The sequence below is a fragment of the Aegicerativicinus sediminis genome (assembly GCF_015476115.1).
In the GTDB taxonomy this organism is placed as follows: Bacteria; Bacteroidota; Bacteroidia; order Flavobacteriales; family Flavobacteriaceae; genus Aegicerativicinus; species Aegicerativicinus sediminis.
Genome location: NZ_CP064295.1, coordinates 2,369,635 through 2,392,019, shown reverse-complemented (window position 1 = coordinate 2,392,019; position 22,385 = coordinate 2,369,635). Strand labels below are relative to the sequence as shown.

Annotated in this window: 21 protein-coding genes and 1 tRNA gene; 3 read left to right on the top strand and 19 right to left on the bottom strand. The window is 34.5% G+C overall.

From position 1 onward, the window contains the following. Positions 1–26: 26 nt before the first annotated feature. The 5 genes from ISU00_RS10350 to ISU00_RS10330 form a co-directional block, all read right to left on the bottom strand. On the bottom strand, positions 27–950 hold the full coding sequence (locus tag ISU00_RS10350; RefSeq protein ID WP_228850585.1) for a sterol desaturase family protein: 924 nt from the start codon (positions 948–950) through the stop codon (positions 27–29). A 9-nt stretch (positions 951–959) separates the two neighbouring features. Then, entirely contained in the window at positions 960–1,784 is an 825-nt protein-coding gene (locus ISU00_RS10345; protein ID WP_228850584.1) for an SDR family NAD(P)-dependent oxidoreductase, read from the bottom strand. Between the two features lie 40 nt (positions 1,785–1,824). Continuing rightward, entirely contained in the window at positions 1,825–2,523 is a 699-nt protein-coding gene (locus ISU00_RS10340) for a DUF6134 family protein (RefSeq protein WP_228850583.1), read from the bottom strand. Between the two features lie 137 nt (positions 2,524–2,660). Beyond that, on the bottom strand, positions 2,661–3,809 hold the full coding sequence (locus tag ISU00_RS10335; RefSeq protein WP_228850582.1) for a helix-turn-helix domain-containing protein: 1,149 nt from the start codon (positions 3,807–3,809) through the stop codon (positions 2,661–2,663). 113 nt (positions 3,810–3,922) lie between these two features. Continuing rightward, entirely contained in the window at positions 3,923–7,990 is a 4,068-nt protein-coding gene (locus tag ISU00_RS10330; RefSeq protein WP_228850581.1) for a hybrid sensor histidine kinase/response regulator transcription factor, read from the bottom strand. 132 nt (positions 7,991–8,122) lie between these two features. Here ISU00_RS10330 and ISU00_RS10325 point away from each other — a divergent pair, with 132 nt between their 5' ends. The 3 genes from ISU00_RS10325 (at position 8,123) to rpe (ending at position 10,255) form a co-directional block, all read left to right on the top strand. Then, positions 8,123–8,497 carry a hypothetical protein gene (locus tag ISU00_RS10325; protein WP_228850580.1) on the top strand — a complete coding sequence of 125 codons (375 nt, stop codon included), beginning with the start codon at positions 8,123–8,125 and terminating at the stop codon, positions 8,495–8,497. Positions 8,498–8,584: 87 nt separating this feature from the next. After that, complete coding sequence (locus ISU00_RS10320; protein ID WP_136842664.1) at positions 8,585–9,448, top strand: sigma-70 family RNA polymerase sigma factor; 864 nt, start codon at positions 8,585–8,587, stop codon at positions 9,446–9,448. Between the two features lie 144 nt (positions 9,449–9,592). After that, positions 9,593–10,255 (top strand): ribulose-phosphate 3-epimerase, encoded by a 663-nt coding sequence (rpe, locus tag ISU00_RS10315; protein ID WP_228850579.1) that lies wholly within the window; start codon positions 9,593–9,595, stop codon positions 10,253–10,255. On the opposite strand, the gene ISU00_RS10310 is transcribed toward rpe, so the two are convergent. The 14 genes from ISU00_RS10310 to murG form a co-directional block, all read right to left on the bottom strand. Next, the gene (locus ISU00_RS10310; protein ID WP_228850578.1) at positions 10,250–10,678 is read right to left on the bottom strand and encodes a CBS domain-containing protein; all 429 of its coding nucleotides are present in this window, start codon (positions 10,676–10,678) and stop codon (positions 10,250–10,252) included. The two genes, rpe and ISU00_RS10310, sit on opposite strands and share 6 nt — an antisense overlap. Before the next feature lie 357 nt (positions 10,679–11,035). After that, entirely contained in the window at positions 11,036–11,890 is an 855-nt protein-coding gene (locus tag ISU00_RS10305) for a zinc-dependent peptidase (RefSeq protein ID WP_228850577.1), read from the bottom strand. 347 nt (positions 11,891–12,237) lie between these two features. Then, a complete protein-coding gene (locus ISU00_RS10300; protein WP_228850576.1) occupies positions 12,238–12,690 on the bottom strand; it encodes a hypothetical protein in 453 nt (150 codons plus the stop codon). Positions 12,691–12,802: 112 nt separating this feature from the next. Then, positions 12,803–13,402, bottom strand: a complete 600-nt coding sequence (locus ISU00_RS10295) for a porin family protein (RefSeq protein WP_228850575.1) — start codon at positions 13,400–13,402, stop codon at positions 12,803–12,805. A gap of 202 nt (positions 13,403–13,604) precedes the next feature. Beyond that, entirely contained in the window at positions 13,605–14,360 is a 756-nt protein-coding gene (locus tag ISU00_RS10290) for an SDR family NAD(P)-dependent oxidoreductase (RefSeq protein ID WP_228850574.1), read from the bottom strand. Positions 14,361–14,385: 25 nt separating this feature from the next. After that, positions 14,386–14,940 carry a hypothetical protein gene (locus ISU00_RS10285; RefSeq protein WP_228850573.1) on the bottom strand — a complete coding sequence of 185 codons (555 nt, stop codon included), beginning with the start codon at positions 14,938–14,940 and terminating at the stop codon, positions 14,386–14,388. A gap of 6 nt (positions 14,941–14,946) precedes the next feature. Then, positions 14,947–15,078 (bottom strand): hypothetical protein, encoded by a 132-nt coding sequence (locus ISU00_RS17660; RefSeq protein WP_262892109.1) that lies wholly within the window; start codon positions 15,076–15,078, stop codon positions 14,947–14,949. A 180-nt stretch (positions 15,079–15,258) separates the two neighbouring features. Continuing rightward, positions 15,259–15,332, bottom strand: a tRNA-Arg gene (locus ISU00_RS10280). Positions 15,333–15,344: 12 nt separating this feature from the next. Continuing rightward, positions 15,345–15,794 carry a GatB/YqeY domain-containing protein gene (locus tag ISU00_RS10275; RefSeq protein ID WP_228850572.1) on the bottom strand — a complete coding sequence of 150 codons (450 nt, stop codon included), beginning with the start codon at positions 15,792–15,794 and terminating at the stop codon, positions 15,345–15,347. 94 nt (positions 15,795–15,888) lie between these two features. After that, positions 15,889–17,820: a cell division protein FtsZ gene (gene ftsZ / locus ISU00_RS10270; protein WP_228850571.1), complete on the bottom strand. Its 1,932-nt coding sequence runs from the start codon at positions 17,818–17,820 to the stop codon at positions 15,889–15,891. A 47-nt stretch (positions 17,821–17,867) separates the two neighbouring features. Then, positions 17,868–19,208, bottom strand: coding sequence for a cell division protein FtsA (gene ftsA / locus ISU00_RS10265; RefSeq protein WP_228850570.1), 1,341 nt, complete (start codon positions 19,206–19,208; stop codon positions 17,868–17,870). A gap of 3 nt (positions 19,209–19,211) precedes the next feature. Further along, complete coding sequence (locus ISU00_RS10260) at positions 19,212–19,931, bottom strand: cell division protein FtsQ/DivIB (protein ID WP_228850569.1); 720 nt, start codon at positions 19,929–19,931, stop codon at positions 19,212–19,214. Then, a complete protein-coding gene (murC, locus tag ISU00_RS10255; protein ID WP_262892107.1) occupies positions 19,921–21,270 on the bottom strand; it encodes a UDP-N-acetylmuramate--L-alanine ligase in 1,350 nt (449 codons plus the stop codon). The genes ISU00_RS10260 and murC overlap by 11 nt, the downstream gene beginning before the upstream one ends. Beyond that, a complete protein-coding gene (gene murG / locus ISU00_RS10250) occupies positions 21,267–22,376 on the bottom strand; it encodes an undecaprenyldiphospho-muramoylpentapeptide beta-N-acetylglucosaminyltransferase (RefSeq protein ID WP_262892106.1) in 1,110 nt (369 codons plus the stop codon). The genes murC and murG overlap by 4 nt, the downstream gene beginning before the upstream one ends. Positions 22,377–22,385 lie beyond the last annotated feature (9 nt).

Sequence of the window (22,385 nt, the reverse complement as noted above, 5' to 3'; positions counted from 1 at the left end):
TGACATATTAATTTCATTCACAACTATTACACCGAAATTACCTCTTGCTGCATCTGTCTCACAGTTAATGTTGAATTGTCCGGACTCCATCCCGGAGGACCAAATACGTACATAAAACTATTCCTTAAACATTTAGATTTTTGCAAATCTTGAAAAATTCTTTTAAACTCATGAGTGGTAATCGATATAGGATTTAATGAATTAATTTTTGAGGTAATCCCATATTCAATATCTATATTCTCATCATAGTCTTGGTAGGTACCAAAAACCCTATCGTAAAAGCTAAAAATAGCTCCATGATTTTTGTCTAAATATTTAAGATTCTTAGCATGATGTACCTGATGTAATTTGGGTGTAACAAAAACCAGATTTACATATTTAAGTTTTGGGCAGTAGGCACTGTGTAACAAAAATTGATAAACATTTTCTATAGCCATGCAAAAAATGACCATTTCAGGATGAAATCCTACAATTGGCAACCAAACATAAAAAATTGGTTTGTATATCATTGCAATCCAACTCAATCTTAAGGCAGTACCGAAATTGAAATGATTAGAGGAATGATGAACCAAATGTGCCGCCCACAAAACCCTTATTGTATGATTCAATCTATGGCACCAATACTGGCTTAGTTGGGTACCTAGTAGACATAAAATCCAAATATTCCAGCTCCAACTGAAGGACTCATAACCGAAAATATTATTATATATTTCGTCTACTTCAGGATTAAAATAATCGAATAGAAAATAGAATATGGCAGCCGAAGAAATGAGTTTCAAGACTGGTTGTAAGGTTACAACGCTTATAGACATTATTGTGCTTGTAAATAAATCTTTCCAATAATAAATTTTCTTGTACCCTTTAATTTTGGTGTATAAAATTTCTATAACCACAAAGAACAAAAGTACTGGAGCTGCCAAATAGAGGGGATTATAAGATATAATGTCCATAACAATACCTTAAAATCTTACACGGACCCAAGTGGGCACTACTTTAATTATCAATGCCACCAAGAGCCATCTTTTTGATACATACCCATACCCCTTTTTCTTTTGGATGTACTTAAAAATTTGCTTAGCTACCTTTTTTACAGAGGCAGCCCAAATCATTTTCTTTCCTTTTGTCATTGCTGTTTTCACAAAACCAGGACGTATATCTGTTACATAAATTTGCTTGTTATCTCGTCGATCCTTTTTTGCTCGTTGTCTTAAGCCTTCCATATATGATATTTGGTAAGCTTTTGCAGCATGATACGCTGGGCATTTTCCGTTTCCAATTAATCCTGCAATAGAACTTATGGCAACGAGATGACCAAAACCTTGCTTTTGGAAAAACCTATAGGTGAAATCAACTATTTCCGTGAATGAAAATACGTTCAATTGATTTGCCCAATTTTCAACTTTGTAACCTAGATCTTTATTTAAATTTCCAATACCTGCACTAAGTATTAAAAGATCTAACCCTCCAATTTTTTTGATAATACCGTTTAGGGCTCTTGAAGATGAGTCTTTGATACAATCTAAATATTCAATTTTTAGATTTTTGTGCCCCACATATTCATTATTTTCAATAAAGTCTTTTTCAATACCAGTTACTGTGACTTGAAAACCCTTTTCTAATAAGATACTGGCTATTCCTTTACCAATTCCAGTAGTACCCCCTATAACAATTGCCTTCTTTAAATCTGATTTATTATCATGATTTGTTGACAATTCTTCCAAAGTTTCTACTCTTAAAGAATTTTCAATTTTCAATTCTGAAGTTCTATTTAATGTAGTTTCCATAATTCTCCATGTTATTAGTATATATGATAAATGAAATTGTCTAATTTGCTATGAGCTTTACACTGTAAAATGCAGTATGAGAGTCTACCCTGACACATCTGCCCTTTTCATAATGGTATATATTGTACTTCCCAGGGGCAATTTCCACCTTATAGACATTCGGTTTTATTTTAATTATTTCAGCTAAAGTGCCATCATTGTCACAGTAGACTTCATATAATGGATTAGGTTCATTAAAATATAGAGACACTAAATTTTGGTATATTTTACCTATTTTCAAGTTCTCAATCTCCCCGTTTGATTTCATTTTATATGAACCATTATCAAGAACTACCTGGTGATTAGATTTTGTTTTGTTGCTTAATTTTCTGAAAACAGATGAATACGTCAAAACTCCATTAACAAATTCTGAAGTTTCTTTTCCTTCTGCTTCTATTTTAATTAAAAGACGCGTATCAATAGAACTGCTTATCTCATATCTGATTCTATCCTCAAACAATTGTTTTTCGACATGAATCATTCCTATTCGATTGCTTTTTCGGAAAATTTCAAATGTTAAGTAATCTACTTTTTCGGGCTTGTTCATTTCCGAAGAGGATAATAACAAGAACAATAGAGGCAGAATCCAAAAAATGGATTTAAGGTTGATCAGAAATTGTTTGAATTTGAGTTTAACGACATCTAAATCAACTCTAAACCCTAATTTGTTTAATAGATATATGGTTAATATAGGTATCATAACGTGTTGATTTGTTGATTAATAACAATTCAAACATAATCGTTAATGATATTTTAGATATCCTGAAACATCCTCTATGGTTGTTTTCGGAAGTCCAACGAATTCTTAGGATGTCCGATGGATTTTTTCGGACACTACTAAGCGATTTGCGCTTTAAATTCAGTAGGGGTTTGAGAAGTAAACTTTTTAAAAGATGAATAAAATGTTGATTTTGAATTAAAACCACATTCCAGCCCGATAGCTACAATCGTATACTGATCGAATTCATCATTACACAATAATTGTTTGGCCTGCTCAACACGAAGGGAATTAACAAAATCAGAAAAATTATAAGCACTGTAGGTATTTATAAGTTTTGAAAAATAGCTTTTACTCATATTCATATCACTGGCTAGTTGCTCCATGTTTAATAATGGGTCCAGGTAAAGTTTCTCTTCAAGAATATGGTTTTTTATACGGTTGAAATCTTTTTGATGTTTCTCATTCACTTCATTCTTTTCAGAGGAGTTAAATATATTTTTCACTTTAAATTCCCCATTTAAGGTAGGCTCATTATAAATCGATCTCCTCAAATAAATGCGGTCCTGAACTACATTGTATCTATAAAAACCTTGGTATCCAATCCAATATAATAATACAGAATCTGCTATTCTTAGCACATAATAGGCTTCTTCATTATTATTTATTGCATTAAAAATAACTGCACCAACCCAACAAGCAATCACTCCAACCCCAAGGAAAATAAAAATCTTTATCCATTTTATATCGTCGTACGTTAATATATACTTGAATAATTCATGTTTAAAAAAGACTAAATTGATCGCCTTAATAAATATGAAAACCATAAAAATTAAATTGAATAGCTCTTCATAAATTGTATATCTCTGAATTAAATAATTATCTTGGTTAGGAACTTCATAATATACGTAGGACGTTAGGGTCAACCTGATTAATACTTCAAAAACAAATAAACCAACTGCAAATTTTACATAGGTCTTAACCTTATCCTCAATTCTCAAATAGTGAACCGTAAAAGCATGAAACATTGGTATGATAAACATATACCATGGAACCTCCAGTTGCTGAATAACAAAGTTTGGAGAAATATAACCATGTTCTACCAACCAAGCTTGAAGATTATTAAGTGATAGGGCGAGAACCACCAAGTTTAAGTAAACAACCGTTGGTCCCAACTTTTTCTTTATAAATAGGGTTACCAGGTTAAATCCAAAACCTTGAATGACTCCAGCAATCAATAGAAAATTGGTAATAGTGAGGATATCCATAATCGCAAAAAATGGTTGATAAATGATTGAAATGCTAATCAGAGCTTTAGGAAGGAACTAAAACTAGCTGTTATGTATAAATAATGAATTCACTATTTATGCAAACCCTTGACCTATTTTTGCAAAAATGAACTTGGAGCACAACCAAATTCTTCCTTAAAAGACCTACTAAACCATGATGGATCCTTAAAACCAGTATCATACGCGATTTCTGCCACACCCCTATCCCCTGACTTTAACATTTCATAGGCTTTATGCAACCTTACTTGACGAATATAAATGGCGGTAGATTTATCTGTTAATGCTTTTAATTTTCTATAAATCTGAGATTCGCTCATACCTATTTTTTGAGAAAGGAACTCTGCATTAAGATCTGGATTATTTATGCAATCATGTATTATTTTGTCAATTTTCTTAAGAAACTTCGGAGTTTTTATTTCAGGCATTTCAGCATTGGGCATAGGTAAAATGCTTTGCTTGTATTTTTCCTGAAGCTTCTTCTTTTGCAGAATCAAACTGTCTATTCGGGTAAGTAATTCTTCCTTGTTAAAAGGTTTGGTTAAATAGGCATCAATACCTATCGCTAAACCTTTCAATTTATCCTCATCCGTATCTTTTGCCGTTAACATAATTAAAGGGATGTGGTCAGTTTTGTCATTAGACTTTAATTGAGTACATACCTCAAACCCATCCATTTCTGGCATCATTAAATCGCAAATAACAATATCAGGAATATCCACTTCAGCCAATTTTAATCCTTCTTTTCCGGAAAGTGCATGTGTTATCTTGTAATCTTCGAGACAAGCCTTTATATAATAAGCAACATCTTCATTATCTTCAATGATTAAAATGTGTGGGGCATCCTCATTTGCTACCAACTCTTTCAATTCTTCCTCAATTAAAGATGAACCTATTTGCCTTAAACCATTACCATAATCTGCGGTTTTAATTGGAGCTTGATTGTAAATAGGAAATTTAACAACAAACTCACTACCAGCTCCCAACTCACTATGCACACTTATTTCACCTTTTAGCAAATAAACCAATTGCTTAACCAGAGCCAAGCCAATCCCAGTACCTACTCCACTTTTAGAAATGCTTGTTTCTACCTGATAAAATCTATTGAAGATTTTATCTAAATCATCAGGAGCAATACCCATACCGTCATCTCTTACTCTTATAACGATGGCATTCCTATCTTCCAGTTTGCCTTTGGAAATTTTCATGACTATTTTTCCAAATTTGGGCGTGAATTTTAGCGCATTGGAAACTAAATTGGAAATTACAATTTGAATAACCTCCTCATCATAATCCATATCTAAATGCTCTAATTCTGTATACAGCATGAGCTGTATATCCTTTTGCTCAGCTAATGTTTGAAAACTTTCCGCCAAATACTTTATAAATGGGACAATATCACTTTGAATTAAAATGAGCCTTACATTTCCTTCTTCTATCTTAGAGAGATCTAACAAATTGTTTATTAATGACAACATCCGTTTCCCGTTCCTTTCAATAAGTCGGATGGGCTTGAGTAGTTGGGTAGAGTTGGGATGTTGCAATCTAAGTTGGTCTGCCATACCCAAAATAACCGTCAAAGGAGTTCTAAATTCATGGGTAATATTTGTATAAAGGCCACTTCTCAAAACCTGAATTTCTTTGAGTCGCAAACTCTCCGCCCGCGCAAGTTTGCGCGATACTGTAAACCGATAAAACCAATACCCTAATGCCAGAATTAAAATTGCGTAAACGAAAAGCATGTAAGAACTCAACCACCAAGGAGGAGTAATTGTCAATGTAATTTTAAGGGGTTCCGCATTCCATTCCTTACCTCTGCTAAAACCATTTACCAAAAGTGTATGAGTACCCCATGGTAAATTTAAAAACTGGATTTTATTGTCTTCCAACAAATTCCAATCAGTATCTATAGGCAATAACTTATAAGCATATTGGATTTCTCGTTCAAATCCATAATCAATACTAGAAAAAGTTAAATAAAAAGGAAAATGATTACGTGCAATTCTCAAGTTATCAACTGCGAGAATATCCTGTTTTAAAATAGCTTGATCATTCAAATAAGGTTCAACCTGCTTATCCTTAATCTCTAATTTTGAAAAGTAAAGTCGTTGGGGTTCGTCAATTTTCTCTATCCTGTTTGGATCGAAATAGGTAACGCCACCCATGCCACCCATATAAACAACTCCATCTTCACCCTTGAACCTTGCATGTATATTAAATTCTTTGCTCTGAATTTGATCTTGCTCTGTATATCTGGTAAAGATTTGATCGATGGGATTAAATCGCACCAAGCCATCATTAGTACCAAGCCAAAGATTGCCGGTATCATCATTTTGCACGGTGTAAACGAAGCTATCCTCAAAGCCATCTTGCGAATACCAGCGGTCAACAGTTCCATCAGGATTTATCCTATTCAAACCATTGGCGGTACCCAGCCATACCTTATCATCCACAAAAGTGATATCATAAACAGAATTATGGGTTAAATAACTTTTAGGATTTCTTAAACTGTCTGAAGTAAAATGGGTGAATTGTGGATTTGAATAATCTGAACCTTCAAATTCTAAAATGCTCACTCCTCCACCAGTTCCAATCCAAATTCTATTTTGCTTATCAACCCTAATACATTGGGACACATCATTAATTAATGAGTTAGTATTTTCTTCCTCATTTAAAAATCTTGTTACAACATAACTACTATCTTCGGTATATTCTAATCTAAAAATACCATATTGGTACGCTGCTCCCCATATATTTTGTTGATTATCCAAGGCTAAACCTTTAAGAAAATCTGTTGTAATGGTATTTGTATCGTTAGGATCGTTTTTAAATTCTTTAAAGGTTGGCGATTTAGGATTAAAGTTTTTAGAATTACACATACTTAGTCCTCGGGTCGTTGCAAACCAAAATCTATTATTTATTGTATCCTCACAAATTTCCCTAACTACAGAACCAACAAAACTATTCGGAGAATTTGTATCATCTAAATACTGGTAAACCTCACCATTTCTAATAAAATTTAAACCTCCATCTGAGGTGCCAACCAATAAATCATTACCAGATTTGTGAATGGAGAAAACTACATTGTCATTAAGAAGGTGTTCTCCTCTTTTATCTTTTGAAATATTTTGAAAATAAAGAGGCGAAAAATCAACCAAATTAAGACCACCGGCAGTACCAACTAACAATTTATTATCTTGAATATTTAGTAAGGAAGTGACGGTATTGTTGGTTAAAGACTTCTTGGAATCATCACCATATTCAATTGTTTTCAAACTTTTTAAGGTCGATGTTGAGAGTAAATAAAGACCTCTTCCCGTAGCTACCCAAATTGAATTTTCATCCTGTTCAATAAAATCAACAACATGCCTGGTTGAAAACGCATTAGATTCCTCTAATTCCAACAATTGGGACTGGCCACTGACAAAATCATAAACATATAGACCATCGTAACTACCTATAAAAATAAAGTTACCCGACACATAAAAAGATTGTATGTTTCCTGTAAGCGAGACTATTAAGGTGGGACGAAATGCCGTCTCCAAAGATGTAGTTAAAACATTTCCATTTAATTGCCCTATCCACAATACACCTGTACTTTTCTCGACGAATAAAGAGGTTACATCTTGGATTGGGTAAGAATCAACTAAAGTTAAATCAGTAGCATTAACCTTAAAAATCCCATATTGTGGTGAAGATAAATACATAAAATCTCCGTAAGATTGGATGGAGTTAATTATTAATTCTGTTTTGAATGATGTGAGTTGAACTCGATGAAAAGTTCCAGATTTAGAATTAAATACGTTAATCCCTCCACCATTCGTACCTACCCAAATGCTACCTTGATAATCGAATTCTAAAACATTAATATAATTGTTCGAAAGAGATAGGGAATCACCTACACGACTAAAATAATTTTTAAAATTTTTGCCATCAAACCTGCTCAGTCCTTTTGCCGTAGCTAACCAAACAAAACCATTTTCATCTTGAACTAAATCATTTATAGAAGATTGAGGCAATCCATTTTCTATAGTAAATTGTTTGATAAATGGAGAATTCGATTGGGAGGAAACCTCACCTATACAAAATACAATAGCAGCAAAAATTACAGCTTTTGCCTTAACACAATAAATCAAACTCCTATAAAATTCAGGAGGTGCCATCGTATTTATAATTAAGGTTGTTAGTATTTTAAAATTAACATATTATTTTGGTTTTAGGGAAATTACCTTAAATCTGATGTTAAACTCAGCTGATAATTTGGATTTATGTAGATTATTTTTACATTGATAGTTATGATTTATACGGACAAAGAAAAATATACAGAATTTTTAAGTGACTCAGTAGAGTATCTTAAGCAACGAGGCTTTGAGAATATTAAAGCTGATTTAGACGGTTATGAATCCCCAAAATCTTACGCCAAAAAAGGAAGCGACATTAGTGTTACACCAGACATTGTTGCAGAAAAAGAGGGCAGAAAGCATATTTTTGATATTAGTTTGAAATCTACCAAGCCCAATTTATTGAAATCTAAATGGTTATTTTTAAACACTTTGAGCAACTTAAAATCTCATAGGTTTAGACTTATTACAACGCGTGGCCATTATAAGTTCACCAATGAAATGTTGGACGCAATTAATCTCACAAATAAAAATCTAATAAAAATTTAAATTTCCTTTTGCTTTTTGTAACATTATGAGACTTTGTTACGTATAACTAAAAGCAACAACATTCACCCGATAACTCAGGAAAATTAAATGAGACAACTTAAAATAACCAAACAGGTTACAAATAGGGAAACCGCCTCTTTAGATAAATATCTACAAGAAATTGGCAAAGTGGACCTAATTACTGCAGACGAAGAAGTAGAATTGGCACAAAGAATTAAGGCTGGCGATCAAATAGCCTTAGAAAAATTGACCAAAGCGAATCTTCGTTTTGTTGTTTCCGTAGCAAAGCAATATCAAAACCAAGGTTTAACGCTTCCAGATTTAATCAACGAAGGTAATTTAGGATTAATTAAAGCTGCGCAGCGTTTTGATGAAACGAGAGGTTTCAAGTTTATTTCTTATGCGGTTTGGTGGATCCGTCAATCTATTTTACAAGCATTAGCTGAACAATCTAGGATTGTACGACTACCATTGAACAAAATTGGTTCTATAAATAAGATTAATAAAACCTACGCTTTCTTAGAACAAAGCCACGAACGTCCGCCATCTGCGGAGGAAATTGCCAAGGAATTGGATATGACAATCAATGATGTCAAAGAATCCATGAAGAATTCTGGTCGTCATGTATCAATGGATGCACCTTTGGTTGAGGGTGAAGATTCCAACCTTTATGATGTTTTGCGGAGTGGTGAGTCTCCTAACCCAGATAAAGACCTCTTACATGAATCTTTAAGAACTGAGATTGAAAGAGCTCTTGAAACACTTACACCTAGGGAAGCCGACGTAATCAGATTGTATTTTGGATTGGGTAATCAACACCCAATGACATTAGAAGAAATTGGCGAAACCTTTGATTTAACAAGGGAACGTGTAAGACAAATTAAAGAAAAAGCAATTAGAAGATTAAAGCATACTTCTAGAAGTAAAATATTAAAAACTTATTTAGGTTAGTAATTTTCAAAAATTACGACTAAATTACGGCTACTGACAGTTACAAACATAACTGTTCGTTTTTTGATTGATGAAAGAACCCCCGGCTGATTACCGGGGGTTCATTTTTTTGTTACTTTTGCGCCATATTTAAGACTAAAAAAAATGTCCGACAAACTCATCGCCCCTTCCCTATTAGCTGCCAATTTTGCCAATCTGCTACCAGATATTGAAATGGTAAATAAAAGTGAAGCCGATTGGTTTCATTTAGATGTGATGGACGGCGTCTTCGTTCCCAACATATCCTTTGGCATGCCCGTAATAAAAGCCATCGCTAAATATGCTACGAAGCCCTTAGACACACATTTAATGATTGTTGATCCCGACAGGTTTATAAAAACCTTTGCCGACTTGGGAGTTCACAACTTAACTGTACATTACGAAGCTTGCCCGCACTTGCATAGAACCATTCAAGCGATAAAATCAGAAGGAATGTCAGCGGGAGTTGCGTTAAATCCACACACCCCAATCAGCTTATTGGAAGATGTAATAAACGATATTGATGTAGTCTGCATAATGAGTGTAAATCCAGGTTTCGGTGGGCAGACCTTTATAGATCGTACATTTCAAAAAGTAAAGGATTTAAAGGATTTAATCGAAAAAGAAAATGCCAATACCAAAATTGAAATTGATGGAGGAGTAACAATTAAAAATGCGAAATCATTAATTGAAGCTGGGGCAGACATACTAGTAGCCGGTAGTTTTGTATTCAATTCCCAAAACCCCTTTGAAACTGTAAGGAAATTAAAGAAGGAGACTCAACTATGAGTTAACTTTATCTGCGTAAAGCATATACTTTATTAAATCAGTACTTGTAACGATACCAACCAATCTACCGTATTCCATGACAGGTAAAGCATGATATTCCCTTCTTGAAAGTATTTCTGCCACCTCACGAATGGTGGTATTTGTTGTAATAGTCTCAAGATTTTTTGTCATTACCTGAGAAATATCAAACATATTATAAACAACGGACTCCACTTTGTCCTCATCATTTATAGAATCTGCAAAACTTATCCTTAATAGGTCTGTTTTGCTCAACATGCCTTCAATAATTCCATTACTAACAACGGGAATATGCCTAATACGATTTCTTTTAAAAAGATTTTCGGCCGTTTCTAAATCATCTTTCAAAGTGAGAGTAATGACATGTTTAGTCATTATTTCTGTAATTGGTTTGTCGAGTAGCATCTTGAAATCATTTTATTCTTAAAAATAATTTTATAAAATTCAATTTCATATGACTTATGTCAATTAACCCCTGTGGTTTTCATTTTTAATCCTCTTTCAAAAGTGGCACATAATTGCCGTAATTTCTGGGATCATTTTATGGAGTATTGAAAGAAAATATCATTGCTGCATCCAATACAATTGGGTCGAATGCATGAAATTTATAAACTATGCTGATAATACCAGGAATGAAAATATTCATGAAAAATGTACAAACTAATAATTAACCTGGCGGTGAGATTATTAGAAATATAGGGTAGTCGGCTAATTAAAACTTTACTTGATCAATACCGAATTGAAAATATCAGTAAGGGTTTTTTAATATCCAGCAAAATTAAAATTGAGCATTTGTTTTGTTTTGCTATAAACTTGCGGAAATTGTTCTTTAAACTCTTTAGGTTTCTCAATAAAGGATTCAATCAACACTGCTAAAAATTCAAATTGATTGGTATAGGCGTAATCCCGGAAATAGTTAGAGGACACAAGTTCTTTACGCAATTCTTCCTCCTTAGTAAGAAGATCAGTCAATTCTTGAAAACTGTCAGAAAATATAGTAGAACTAACGTCTCTTTCCTTAATACTATTTAAATGTATTGCATGTGCAAATTCGTGAATCCCCAGATTTACCTTATCAGTTTCAATTTCGAAACCTCTTCTAAAATGCTTCCAAGAGAGGACCAATGTCCGTAACTTAGGGTTAAATTCTCCTTTATGAAATGAACCATTTCCAACTGAATAGAATATGTTGGGATAAATAAAAATTCGGTCAATGAGTCCGATATAGAAATCCCTAAAACCAAAAGTTAACATCACTGCCGTTGCTGAAATTAGAACTTTCATTTCGTCGGTCACCAATAAACTTTCACGTCCCACAAAACGCTTGTCCTTCATAAACGCTGCCACCCTGTGCTCAAAATAACGCTGTTGACGTGGTAATAATTTACTATAAAATGCAAATTGGTTATGTAATATGGCTCTTTGATTATGGGAAAGTGAACGCATCCAAATAGGTAAATGAATATAAAATGGTTTTTTATAACGCATTACATAACTCATTTCAATAATTCTAAAAGCAATATAGATCATCAGCGCAATCAACAAACCGAAGAAAACGCCAAGAATAATCTTACTGCTATCAGTAAAATAAGTGACTTGCCAATAGTATAGCAACATTATAAAACTTTAAAAATTGAGGGAATTTTGTTTACCTAGTGAAATTTACAAATTAGTTTAAGAGCTCAATTGAATCTAATAGAGTATTAGATGAATGGTAAGAAAAATTAGGCATTTTGGTTAAAAATGTGCTGTTCGTCGAAGAATAGATGATGGAAAAAGAAGCAAAACATGATAAAGAAGAATGGAAAAACAGTTTTTTAAAACAATTAATGCATTTAATTCATAGGTACAACATAATAACAAAAAACGGTCTAAATTGTTTAGACCGTTTGAATTTTAGACAATTTAGCTTCAACGCTTGTTGATGATTAAAAAAAATTATCCAGTTCTATTGATGAGGAAATTTATTCAATGGCTCTTTTAAAAATATATCTGGTGACATAAATTCCATTACTATCACTGTCTCCACTATAACTTTCAACACCAGTATTAACGAAAGTCAACTCCCAGCCCTGTTTTGCCAAATCATTAATCTTGGAGGTAACCACAACGTCATTCGCTGCAATATTTTGAAATCGTATTCCGCCCAAATTAAAAAAATTGAGCAATTTGGTTTCTTCAAAATTTTTAACTCGTATGTCCCCGCGATCCGATTTATTTCTCTCATCCTCCTCTTCAGTACGAGTGGATGTATATTCCTTATAATCACGGTTCTCTTCAGAACTAATCATTCGAGATCGTCCCAGTCCATTAGGAACTATCGATTCTATAACGGTAACAATTTTGTATTCAAAAGTTTGAGCTGTACACACGAAACAAAACAGGAAAAATAAGGCCAGCGAAAAGAATGTTTTCATCAGTTAAAGATTATAGTTTATTTTATGAAAATTCGGTTAATTGCAATTCCTAGACGATTATACCAATCTTAAAGTTACAGTTCATTTATTATATAAAAGAAGATTTATTGAGTTACAAAAAAAATCTTGCTCCAATATTAAAGGAACTTTTGGAGTTCGTAATTCTATTGTCAAGTAAATTGAGTTTATCTAAATCTATAAAACCAGCATATCCTTGATAATCAATAAAAATCTGGGTGTTATTATTAACATTAAATATATAGCCGATTCCGAAAGCCAAGCCTACGTCCACTCCAGGTATATAATTTCCTATATCAATATCTTCCTCTCCCTCAAACTCTGATTTTGCGTTTAATAGAAATGAAATGGAAGGACCAAAATTGAGGTACCATTTACGATTACTTCCAAAATGCCAATTCGCATTAACTGGTAATGATAAGTAGGAGAGTTTGTCCGTATAGTCAAGATCATCCTTTGCTCCCATCTGGTCATAAATCAAGCCTGACCTTAAACTCCATCGATTACTAAAGAAATAATCTCCAATAACACCAACAGAGGGTGCCACTCGCAAATCATAACTATAATCTGTAGAGAAATAATTGGTTAGGTTAATGCCTAGCTGAGGAGCAATTGAAATATCACCTTTAGATTGGGCGGTGGTATTTATGATAACAAGAAGAAAAAATGAAAATCCAAGAAATAGAGTTCGCATAATTCAATAGGTTAATAAATAGATTTGTTAATTTGAAATGGGTCAAAAATAATGTATTTGTAGGAATTTTACTCTTACAATATAGAAATCTTATTTAACTAAATTTAAATGGATCTTTGCAAAAAGTGAAAGGATTAAAAATTGATTATCAATACTTTACAATTCACATCAAATCTTTCCTAAATCAAATTTAAAAAGAAGCTTATAGATTAGACTTATGCTGACCTCCATCTACTGAAAGGCAGGTACCTGTAACCCAACTAGCGCAGGGTGACACAAGAAACGCCGCAACTTTCCCAATTTCATCTGGTCTTCCCATACGTCCAAAGGGTATGGAATTCACCACCATATCATAAAAGTCTCTATTATTTTTTTTAGTGGACTCCCACACACCTCCACTAAATTCAATGGAACCTGGAGCAATTGTATTCACTCTTATATTACTAGAAGCAAGGTGTACGGCCAAGGTCTTGGAATAACTTATAAGTGCAGCTTTGGATGCCGCATAGGCAGGAGGAGAACCAGATTCTAGCCCAGATATGGAGGAAATAAACAAAATACAACCTTCACCTGTTTCTTTCATCCAAGGAATTACCCTTCTTGTTGCTTTAACACTGGCCAAAACATCGATGTTCAATGAATTATTCCAATCCTCGAAATCATCCCCAAGGCTCAGGGCTGAGACATTGTTAACTAAAATATCAATCTTACCAAATCTATCTTTTACATTATCCAAAAATAAGTTTAATTGATCCGTATCACCAATATCACAAGGCTGTGCATATACTTTCCCTCCCATTTGGATTAACTCATTCTCGGTTTTTTTAAGAGCTTCCTTCCCACGGGCACATATAGCAACATTAGCACCTTCCTGAACCAAAGCAAGAGCAATACTTCTGCCAATACCTTTACTACCACCTGTAACAATTGCGATTTTACCCTTTAATCCTAAATCCATATAAATACTGTTAAATTAACGTTTATTACCGTCTTAATTCAATTCCTATTTCTTTTTGAAGTCCAGAAATAATTTTTCCAAAATTTTTATATGAATCAATTAACCAATTATAGTCATTTATAAGGAAATCTAAATAAATCAAAAAATCATTTGCTGATTTTAGCTCGTCGTAATCATTTGGAACGGCTTCACTGTTCATAACAAAGCTTTTAAAAAATTTCGGGTAAACGATATCTCTGGAATATATTAGTAAATCAAACCTACCGTGCAAATCTTCTATCTTTAAAGTTTCGTTATAATAATTGATTATACTGAACCTTAATGAATCATTTGAGATTAAATTAATCCCTGAACTTTTTAAAGATTCATAAATCTCTCTATTAAATTTGTATTGAACAATAAGAGATATTTTTGAAAAAACACTTTCTAAACTATCATTATAGGGTCTATTATCTAATAAATGTTTTTTGAGTGATTTGGTTTGTTGTAGACCTTTTGCATTCCAAGAAATATTATTTACCAACGCCAAACTATCGTTTTGGATACTCTTAGAGATTTCTTTTAAATATGAAATTTCCAATTTTCTTTACTGCTTTTTAATATTCCAATTATTAATTGTCAATGCTATTAAAATCCCCAAGACAACAAGTACAATTTCTCCTATGGCATATTTAAGGTATTTATGAAAATATTGTTTAGACATAAGATTATATCTCATTCGGTTTAGAAATGGTATCATCTCGAATTTTAGAAAATGACAACAAATAAATCCTAGCTATTATATTTTAATTTCAACTCTAAGATACTAAATTTCAACACTTAAGACAAAGTTGAATTAATTCAATCAAGTCTAATAAAAAAATCCAATACACTTTTCATGTATTGGATTTTCTCTTTGTGACCCAGGGAGGATTCGAACCCCCAACCCTCAGAGCCGAAATCTGATATTCTATCCAGTTGAACTACTGGGCCAATTTTTAAAATTTAATTTAATTCTTCTTTTACTATGGTAGAAATAGTTTTGCCATCTGCCTTTCCAGCCACTTTCTTTGAAACAATACCCATTACTTTACCCATATCTTTCATACCCTCCGCACCAGTTTGAGAAATTGTATCCTTTATAATTTGGCGTAATTCAGATTCGTCTAATTGTTCAGGTAAAAATTGTGCAATGATCTCTGCTTGCTCTAATTCAGGCTCCGCCAAATCTTTTCTATTCTGCTCGGAAAAAATTGCGGCACTATCTTTACGCTGTTTTACCAATTTAGCCAGCAATTTTAACTCCTCAGCTTCAGACAATTCATCACCTCCACCAGCTGACGTCTGGGCAAGTAAAATTTCTGATTTAACTGCTCTTAAAGCTGCTAAAGCCGTTTGATTCTTCTCTTTCATGGCCGTTTTCATAGCCTCCATTACGCGTGTCTGCAAACTCATTTCAAAAAATTTTTTGCGAAGATAAAAAAGAAAACCCGAAAAGTATCTAATTACTTTTCGGGTTTTCAGGTTGAAACACTAAACTATTCAGCTATTAATCTACATTATCGTGTAGAAACGAATTGTTTCGTCTTAATTGAATATCATCATTCTCATCATTGCCAACAGACATTCTAGAGGCATTGGTTTCTGAAGAATGCTGAGTTTGATCTAAGTTAACACCTTGCCTTTTGTAGGCAGGTTCCTTTTCAATCTCATCTATTTTAGCACTATTGAACTTATAGTTAAAATCCTTCATTTTTCTTCGACGCTCATTTGCACGCTCCTTCAATAAATCTGAAATAGGACTGTTAAACGGGTCTATCTCTTCCGCTTCCTCTACCTTCTCCTTATTATCAACAACTTTACGCTCAAATATGATATCATCAATCTTCTGCTCTTTAACTTTCGAAGGATTCATGGAGGAATTAAAACTCATATAATCTTCCTCAAGAACGTATCTAGTCTCCCCTTTATCGTTAGCCTCAGTAACCGGGATAATTTCAGTATAATCACTTACATCCATATCCCTAACCTCATCATCCAAATGAAACAAAGTTGGCTTGTCATCCTCTTTATCATCTTCAATTTTCTGGTTGTTTAAAGGCAACTCAAAGGTTAAAGTAATTTGTTGCTCTTCCTCTTCTTCAATCTCTTTTACAGGTTCTGAAGATGGAACTGTAGTAATATTAAAATCACTGTCTGAATAACGCCTGGTATCTAAAACCTCTTCATAAATAACATTAATATTCCTTAGGAAATCGGAAGTTGGTATAATACCGTCGTCATTTGTAGATTTTGATTTTATCTCAATTTTTTCCTCCTCCTCTTCCATTAAAGTATGTCGCACTACCTTAGGAGGTTCTGGCTTTTTTTCCTCCAAAAATATTTCAGGGGTTATAATTGCAGGCTCCGCTTCCTTAGAAGGTTTATCGTCTGAATGATCATCTTCTAAAGCGTGAACAACTTTTTTAGTTTCTGTATTAGTAATTTCATTTTGCTGATCAATGTCGAACCCCGTAGCAATTATAGTAACAGAAATAGATTCTTGGAGCGCTTCGTCTTCACCAACACCCATAATTATGTTGGCATTATGTCCAGCTTCATTTTGAATATGGTCATTTATTTCACCTATTTCGTCGATTGTAATTTCTTGGGAACCACTTACGATAAGTAGTAGAACATTTTTAGCTCCTGTAATCTTATTATCATTCAGTAATGGCGAATCCAAGGCTTTCATGATTGCATCCTGGGCCCTACTTTTTCCAGATGCCGTAGCGGACCCCATAATTGCGGTTCCACTATTGCTTAATACAGTCTTAGCATCACGTAAGTCAATGTTCTGAGTGTAATGATGGGTAATAACTTCAGCAATACCCCTAGAGGCGGTTGACAAAACTTCGTCCGCTTTAGAGAAACCTGCTTTAAAGCCTAAATTTCCATAAACTTCCCTAAGCTTATTGTTATTGATTACAATTAGGGAATCAACATGCTTTCTTAATTTTTCGATTCCTCTTTGGGCTTGTTCCCCTCTTGTTCTACCTTCAAAGGAAAAAGGTATCGTAACAATACCAACGGTAAGCACATCCAATTCCTTGGCCATTTTTGCAATTACAGGAGCTGCACCCGTTCCGGTACCACCACCCATTCCAGCAGTGATAAAAATCATTTTGGTATTTGTATCCAACATACGGCGGATGTCTTCCAAACTTTCCATGGCGGCTTGTTCACCAATCTCAGGATTTGCACCAGCACCAAGTCCTTCAGTTAGATTAACACCCAGTTGAATTTTATTCGGAACTCCACTATTTTGCAATGCCTGTGAATCCGTATTGCATATAACAAAATCAACACCTTTAATTCCTTGTTGAAACATATGGTTAATGGCATTGCTTCCTCCACCGCCAACGCCAATAACTTTAATGACGTTCGACTGGTTCTTGGGCATGTCGAATGTTATGTTTCCAATTTCAATATTATCACTCATAAACTTAGAGGTTTACTGGTTATTTATTTTTAGTTCAATAGATTCAATTATTCTGCATTGTCAAGAAAATCCTTAACCCGTTCCGTCAACTTATCAAGAAATGATCTTCGCTCTTTTTTTGGTGGAGCAATGACCTCCTCAGTAGGTAGACCTTCTTCTGATGAAGCTTGTCCTTCCGCTTGGGCTTCAATTTCTTTAGCAGCTTGTTTTTCTGCTCTTTTTCTTTCATGTCGCTTTAAGCCATCCATTACTAAACCAACTGCTGTTGCATAAAGAGGGCTTGCAACATCTTGGTCACTATCACCGGCCAAATGCTCATTAGGATAACCTATTCTAGTATCCATACCTGTGATGTATTCAACTAGCTGTTTTAAATGCTTTAATTGGCTACCACCACCCGTAAGGACAATACCTGCGATTAACTTCTTTTTCTGCTCTTCATGCCCATAATTTTTTATCTCTACATAAACTTGCTCGATAATCTCAACGACTCTGGCATGAATTATTTTTGAAAGATTTTTAAGTGTGATTTCCTTTGGCTCTCGGCCCCTTAAACCAGGGATAGAAACTATTTCATTATCCTTATTCTCTCCTGGCCAAGCAGAACCAAATTTAATCTTCAGTAATTCAGCTTGTTTTTCAATAATGGAACAGCCTTCCTTTATGTCCTCTGTTATAACATTACCACCAAAGGGGATAACCGCTGTATGGCGAATGATACCATCCTTAAAAACGGCAAGATCAGTAGTACCACCACCTATATCAATCAAGGCAACACCTGCCTCTTTTTCTTCCTGACTTAAAACCGCGTTTGCAGATGCTAACGGTTCAAGGGTTATACCTTCCAACTCGAGTCCCGCACTTTTAACACAACGTCCTATATTGCGGATGGAAGAAACTTGTCCTACTACTACATGGAAATTTGCTTCAAGCCGGCCACCGTACATTCCGATGGGCTCTTTAATTTCAGACTGCCCATCTACTTTATATTCTTGTGGAAGTACATGAATGATTTCTTCCCCGGGAAGCATTACCAATTTATGCACTTGGTTTATTAGACGCTCTATATCATCGTCGTCTATAACCAAATCGGAATTGCTTCTTGTTATATAATCACTATGCTGTAAACTGCGAATGTGCTGTCCTGCAATACCAACGGTAACCTCAGAAATTTTCATACCAGCTTCTTCCTCCGCTTCCATTACAGCTTGTTGAATGGATTGAATGGTTTGGGTAATATTATTAACTACACCACGGTGTACTCCCAAACTTTTGGACTTACCTATACCTAAAATTTCAGCTTTTCCATACTCATTCTTCCTACCAATCATCGCAACAATTTTAGTCGTTCCGATGTCTAACCCAACTGCTATTTTCTGTTGTTCCATTCTTTATTTTTTGGTGCAGATGACTTGTTTGTCAAATCTCAAATTAACTACACTATAATTCCTTAAGGTGTTATCCTTTAATGCTTTTTTATAAAACGCCTTCAGATTATTGATTTTCTTATCCAAAAGTTCAGCTTGCCCCAACTCAACTTTAAAATCCTGTAATCTGAAATACAGATCTAAACTTCTATCTTCATTTTGATGAATTTGTGTTACATGTTGTAGCAAAAACTCATCTTCCTGTATTCTTTTGGCCATATCATAAACGGCCTTTAAATCATTTTTATAAATTTTCCCTGTCACCAACGGCACCCGTGCTGAAAAATTTGACGATAATGGCATATAGGAGCCTTGGTCGTCTATATAATAGGAAGCGTTTGTGCTGACTCGGGCAATAGGTTTTTTCTGCTCAATTTCTGCTGTGATGACACCATCGAGACTTATAAACACCTGAGCCTCTTTAATCATCGGGTTAGCATTCAGTGCACCTTCTAACTCGTTCAAATCTATAATATCTTTAGGCTTATCTGTAAGGCTCTTTTGATTTTGTATTAACAATTTACTAACATTTTGTTCCGTAATAAACAGGTTGTTATCGCCTAAAAACTTTACTTGAACTTCTTTTGTATGTCGGTTTTCATTCCTAACCTTGGAAAATGAATACAAGCCTACAACCAAAATCAGTACCACAACCAATTTTATATGTCGAAGTTTAATTTTCAACTTTTAAACCATTTACAATTTTACTTACTTCTTCCCCGATATCGCCCGCACCTAAAAGCGCTATAACACTGGCATCGGAAGACTTAATTTTATTTAAAAGATTGTCTTTTGAAACCAATGACTTGTTTTCTATAGATATTTTTTCCAGCAACCATCCTGAAGTAATTTCCTGTATTGGCAATTCTCTTGCTGGATAAATATCAAGCAAAATCACCTCATCAAAACAACTTAGGACCAGAGCAAATTCATCTCCAAAATCCCGTGTTCTGCTATATAAATGTGGCTGAAAAACCACCAAATTTTTCCTTTCAGGATAAAATTCTTTAACCGCCTCTAAAACAGCCTTAATTTCGGTTGGATGATGGGCATAGTCATCAATTACAACAAGTTCATTCGTCTTAATCCTGTAGTTAAATCGTCTAACCACACCTTTATAGGATGCCAGGGCTTTGGCGAGCTGTTCGGGAGGGCAACCATACTCCGCAGCCATCGCCAAAGCCACCGTAGCATTCGACACATTGTGTCTACCAGGTAGGTTAAATTTGATATCTTTAATTATAGAATGTGGCATTCGTAAATCGAATACATAACCACCTTCTTCCATTCTAATATTTTCCGAACTATAAATTGAAGAATCATCGACCCCATAGGTTATTCCACTTAAGGGCAAACCACTTCTAACAAAAAGCTTTCCGTTATCTGGAACTTTCCCCGCGAAATCCTTAAATGATAGTTCCAATTCCGACTTTTCCCCATAAATATCTAAATGGTCTGCATCCATTGAAGTAATGCACGCATAATCGGGATTAAGAGTTAGAAAAGAACGATCGAATTCATCCGCCTCGACAACTGAAACCCCAGTTCCATTGCTAAAATAATTGGAACTGTAGTTAACTGTAACACCCCCTAAAAATGCTGAAACCGGGACATTACATTCATAAAGCAAATGGGCCAAAATGCTAGAGGTTGTTGTCTTACCATGAGTCCCTGCAACCGCAAAACAGAATGTATTCTGAGTAATCTCACCAAGGGCTTGGGAACGTTTTATAACCTTGAATCCATTATCGAAAAAATAATCTAATTGTTGATTTCCGCGTTTAATAGCAGGCGTATAAATAATCAGGACATTGTCTTGATTTAAAAAACTATTGGGAATCGCTGTTTTACTTTCTTCATAATTTAAAACCATACCCATTTTTTCTAAGCCCTTGGTAATATCAGTCTGTGTCCTGTCATACCCTCCTATTACCTTTCCTTCATGGAAAAAATATTGAGCCAAGGCGCTCATACCAATACCCCCGATGCCAATAAAATAAATATGTGAATATTTACTTATCACCCCTTCGTTTGAATTAATTTTTCAATCTCGTTTACTATTTCTTGAGTAGCATTTGGTTTCGCTAACTTTTTAATATGTTCAGATAACTGTTCTTGCTTTTGTTTAGATCCTAGTAAATTGGAAAATTCAACATCAAAATTCTCCTCTAAATCTGTCTCCTTTATTAGTAAGGCACTCCCTTCATCAGCAATTGCCTTAGCGTTTTTTGTTTGATGGTCCTCGGCAACATTTGGCGAGGGGATAAACACTACCGGTTTACCTACCACACATAACTCTGAAACAGAACTTGCACCTGCCCGACTAATTATAATATCTGCTGCAGCATACGCAACATTCATGTTATCTAAAAATGCATGCACCTGAACATGTTCCATAGAATTATATCTTCTATAATCTGAATAATACAAGGATCCACATTGCCAAATAAGCTCAACCTTATTATCATCAAAAAATTCAAGTCTAGACTCGATTAATTGATTGATTCTTCGGGCACCTAAACTACCACCTAGAATTAGGACAGTATGCCTCCCATGCTTAACTCCCAATTGATCTTTAGCGGCAACCTTATTTTCAATACCCGCAAGCAATTCCTTTCTGATAGGATTACCTGTGAGAACTATTTTTTCAGCGGGGAAGAATCTTTCTAGTCCTTTATAAGCGACACATATTGTTTTTGCCCTTTTTGACAACCACTTATTGGTTATACCTGGAAAAGAATTTTGTTCCTGAATCAAACAGGGCAAACCTGCTTTTTCTGCCATATATAAAAGTGGGCCGCTAGCAAAACCCCCTGTACCTATTACAACATTTGGTTTAAATTGCTGTATAAGCTTTCTTGCACGGAGCATAGAGGCCATCAATTTGAGCGGAAATAAGAGATTATTAAAGGTTAATTTTCGCTGTATTCCAGAGATCCACAAACCTTCTATTGCATACCCTGCGGATGGGACCTTTTCCATCTCCATTCTGTCTTTGGCACCCACAAAAAGAAATTCAGCATTTGGGTATCGAGATTTTAATTCGTTAGCAATTGCCAAGGCAGGAAATATATGCCCTCCCGTTCCGCCTCCGGATATCATAAACCTATATGTCTTTTCAGTCTTCAATCCTAGCTT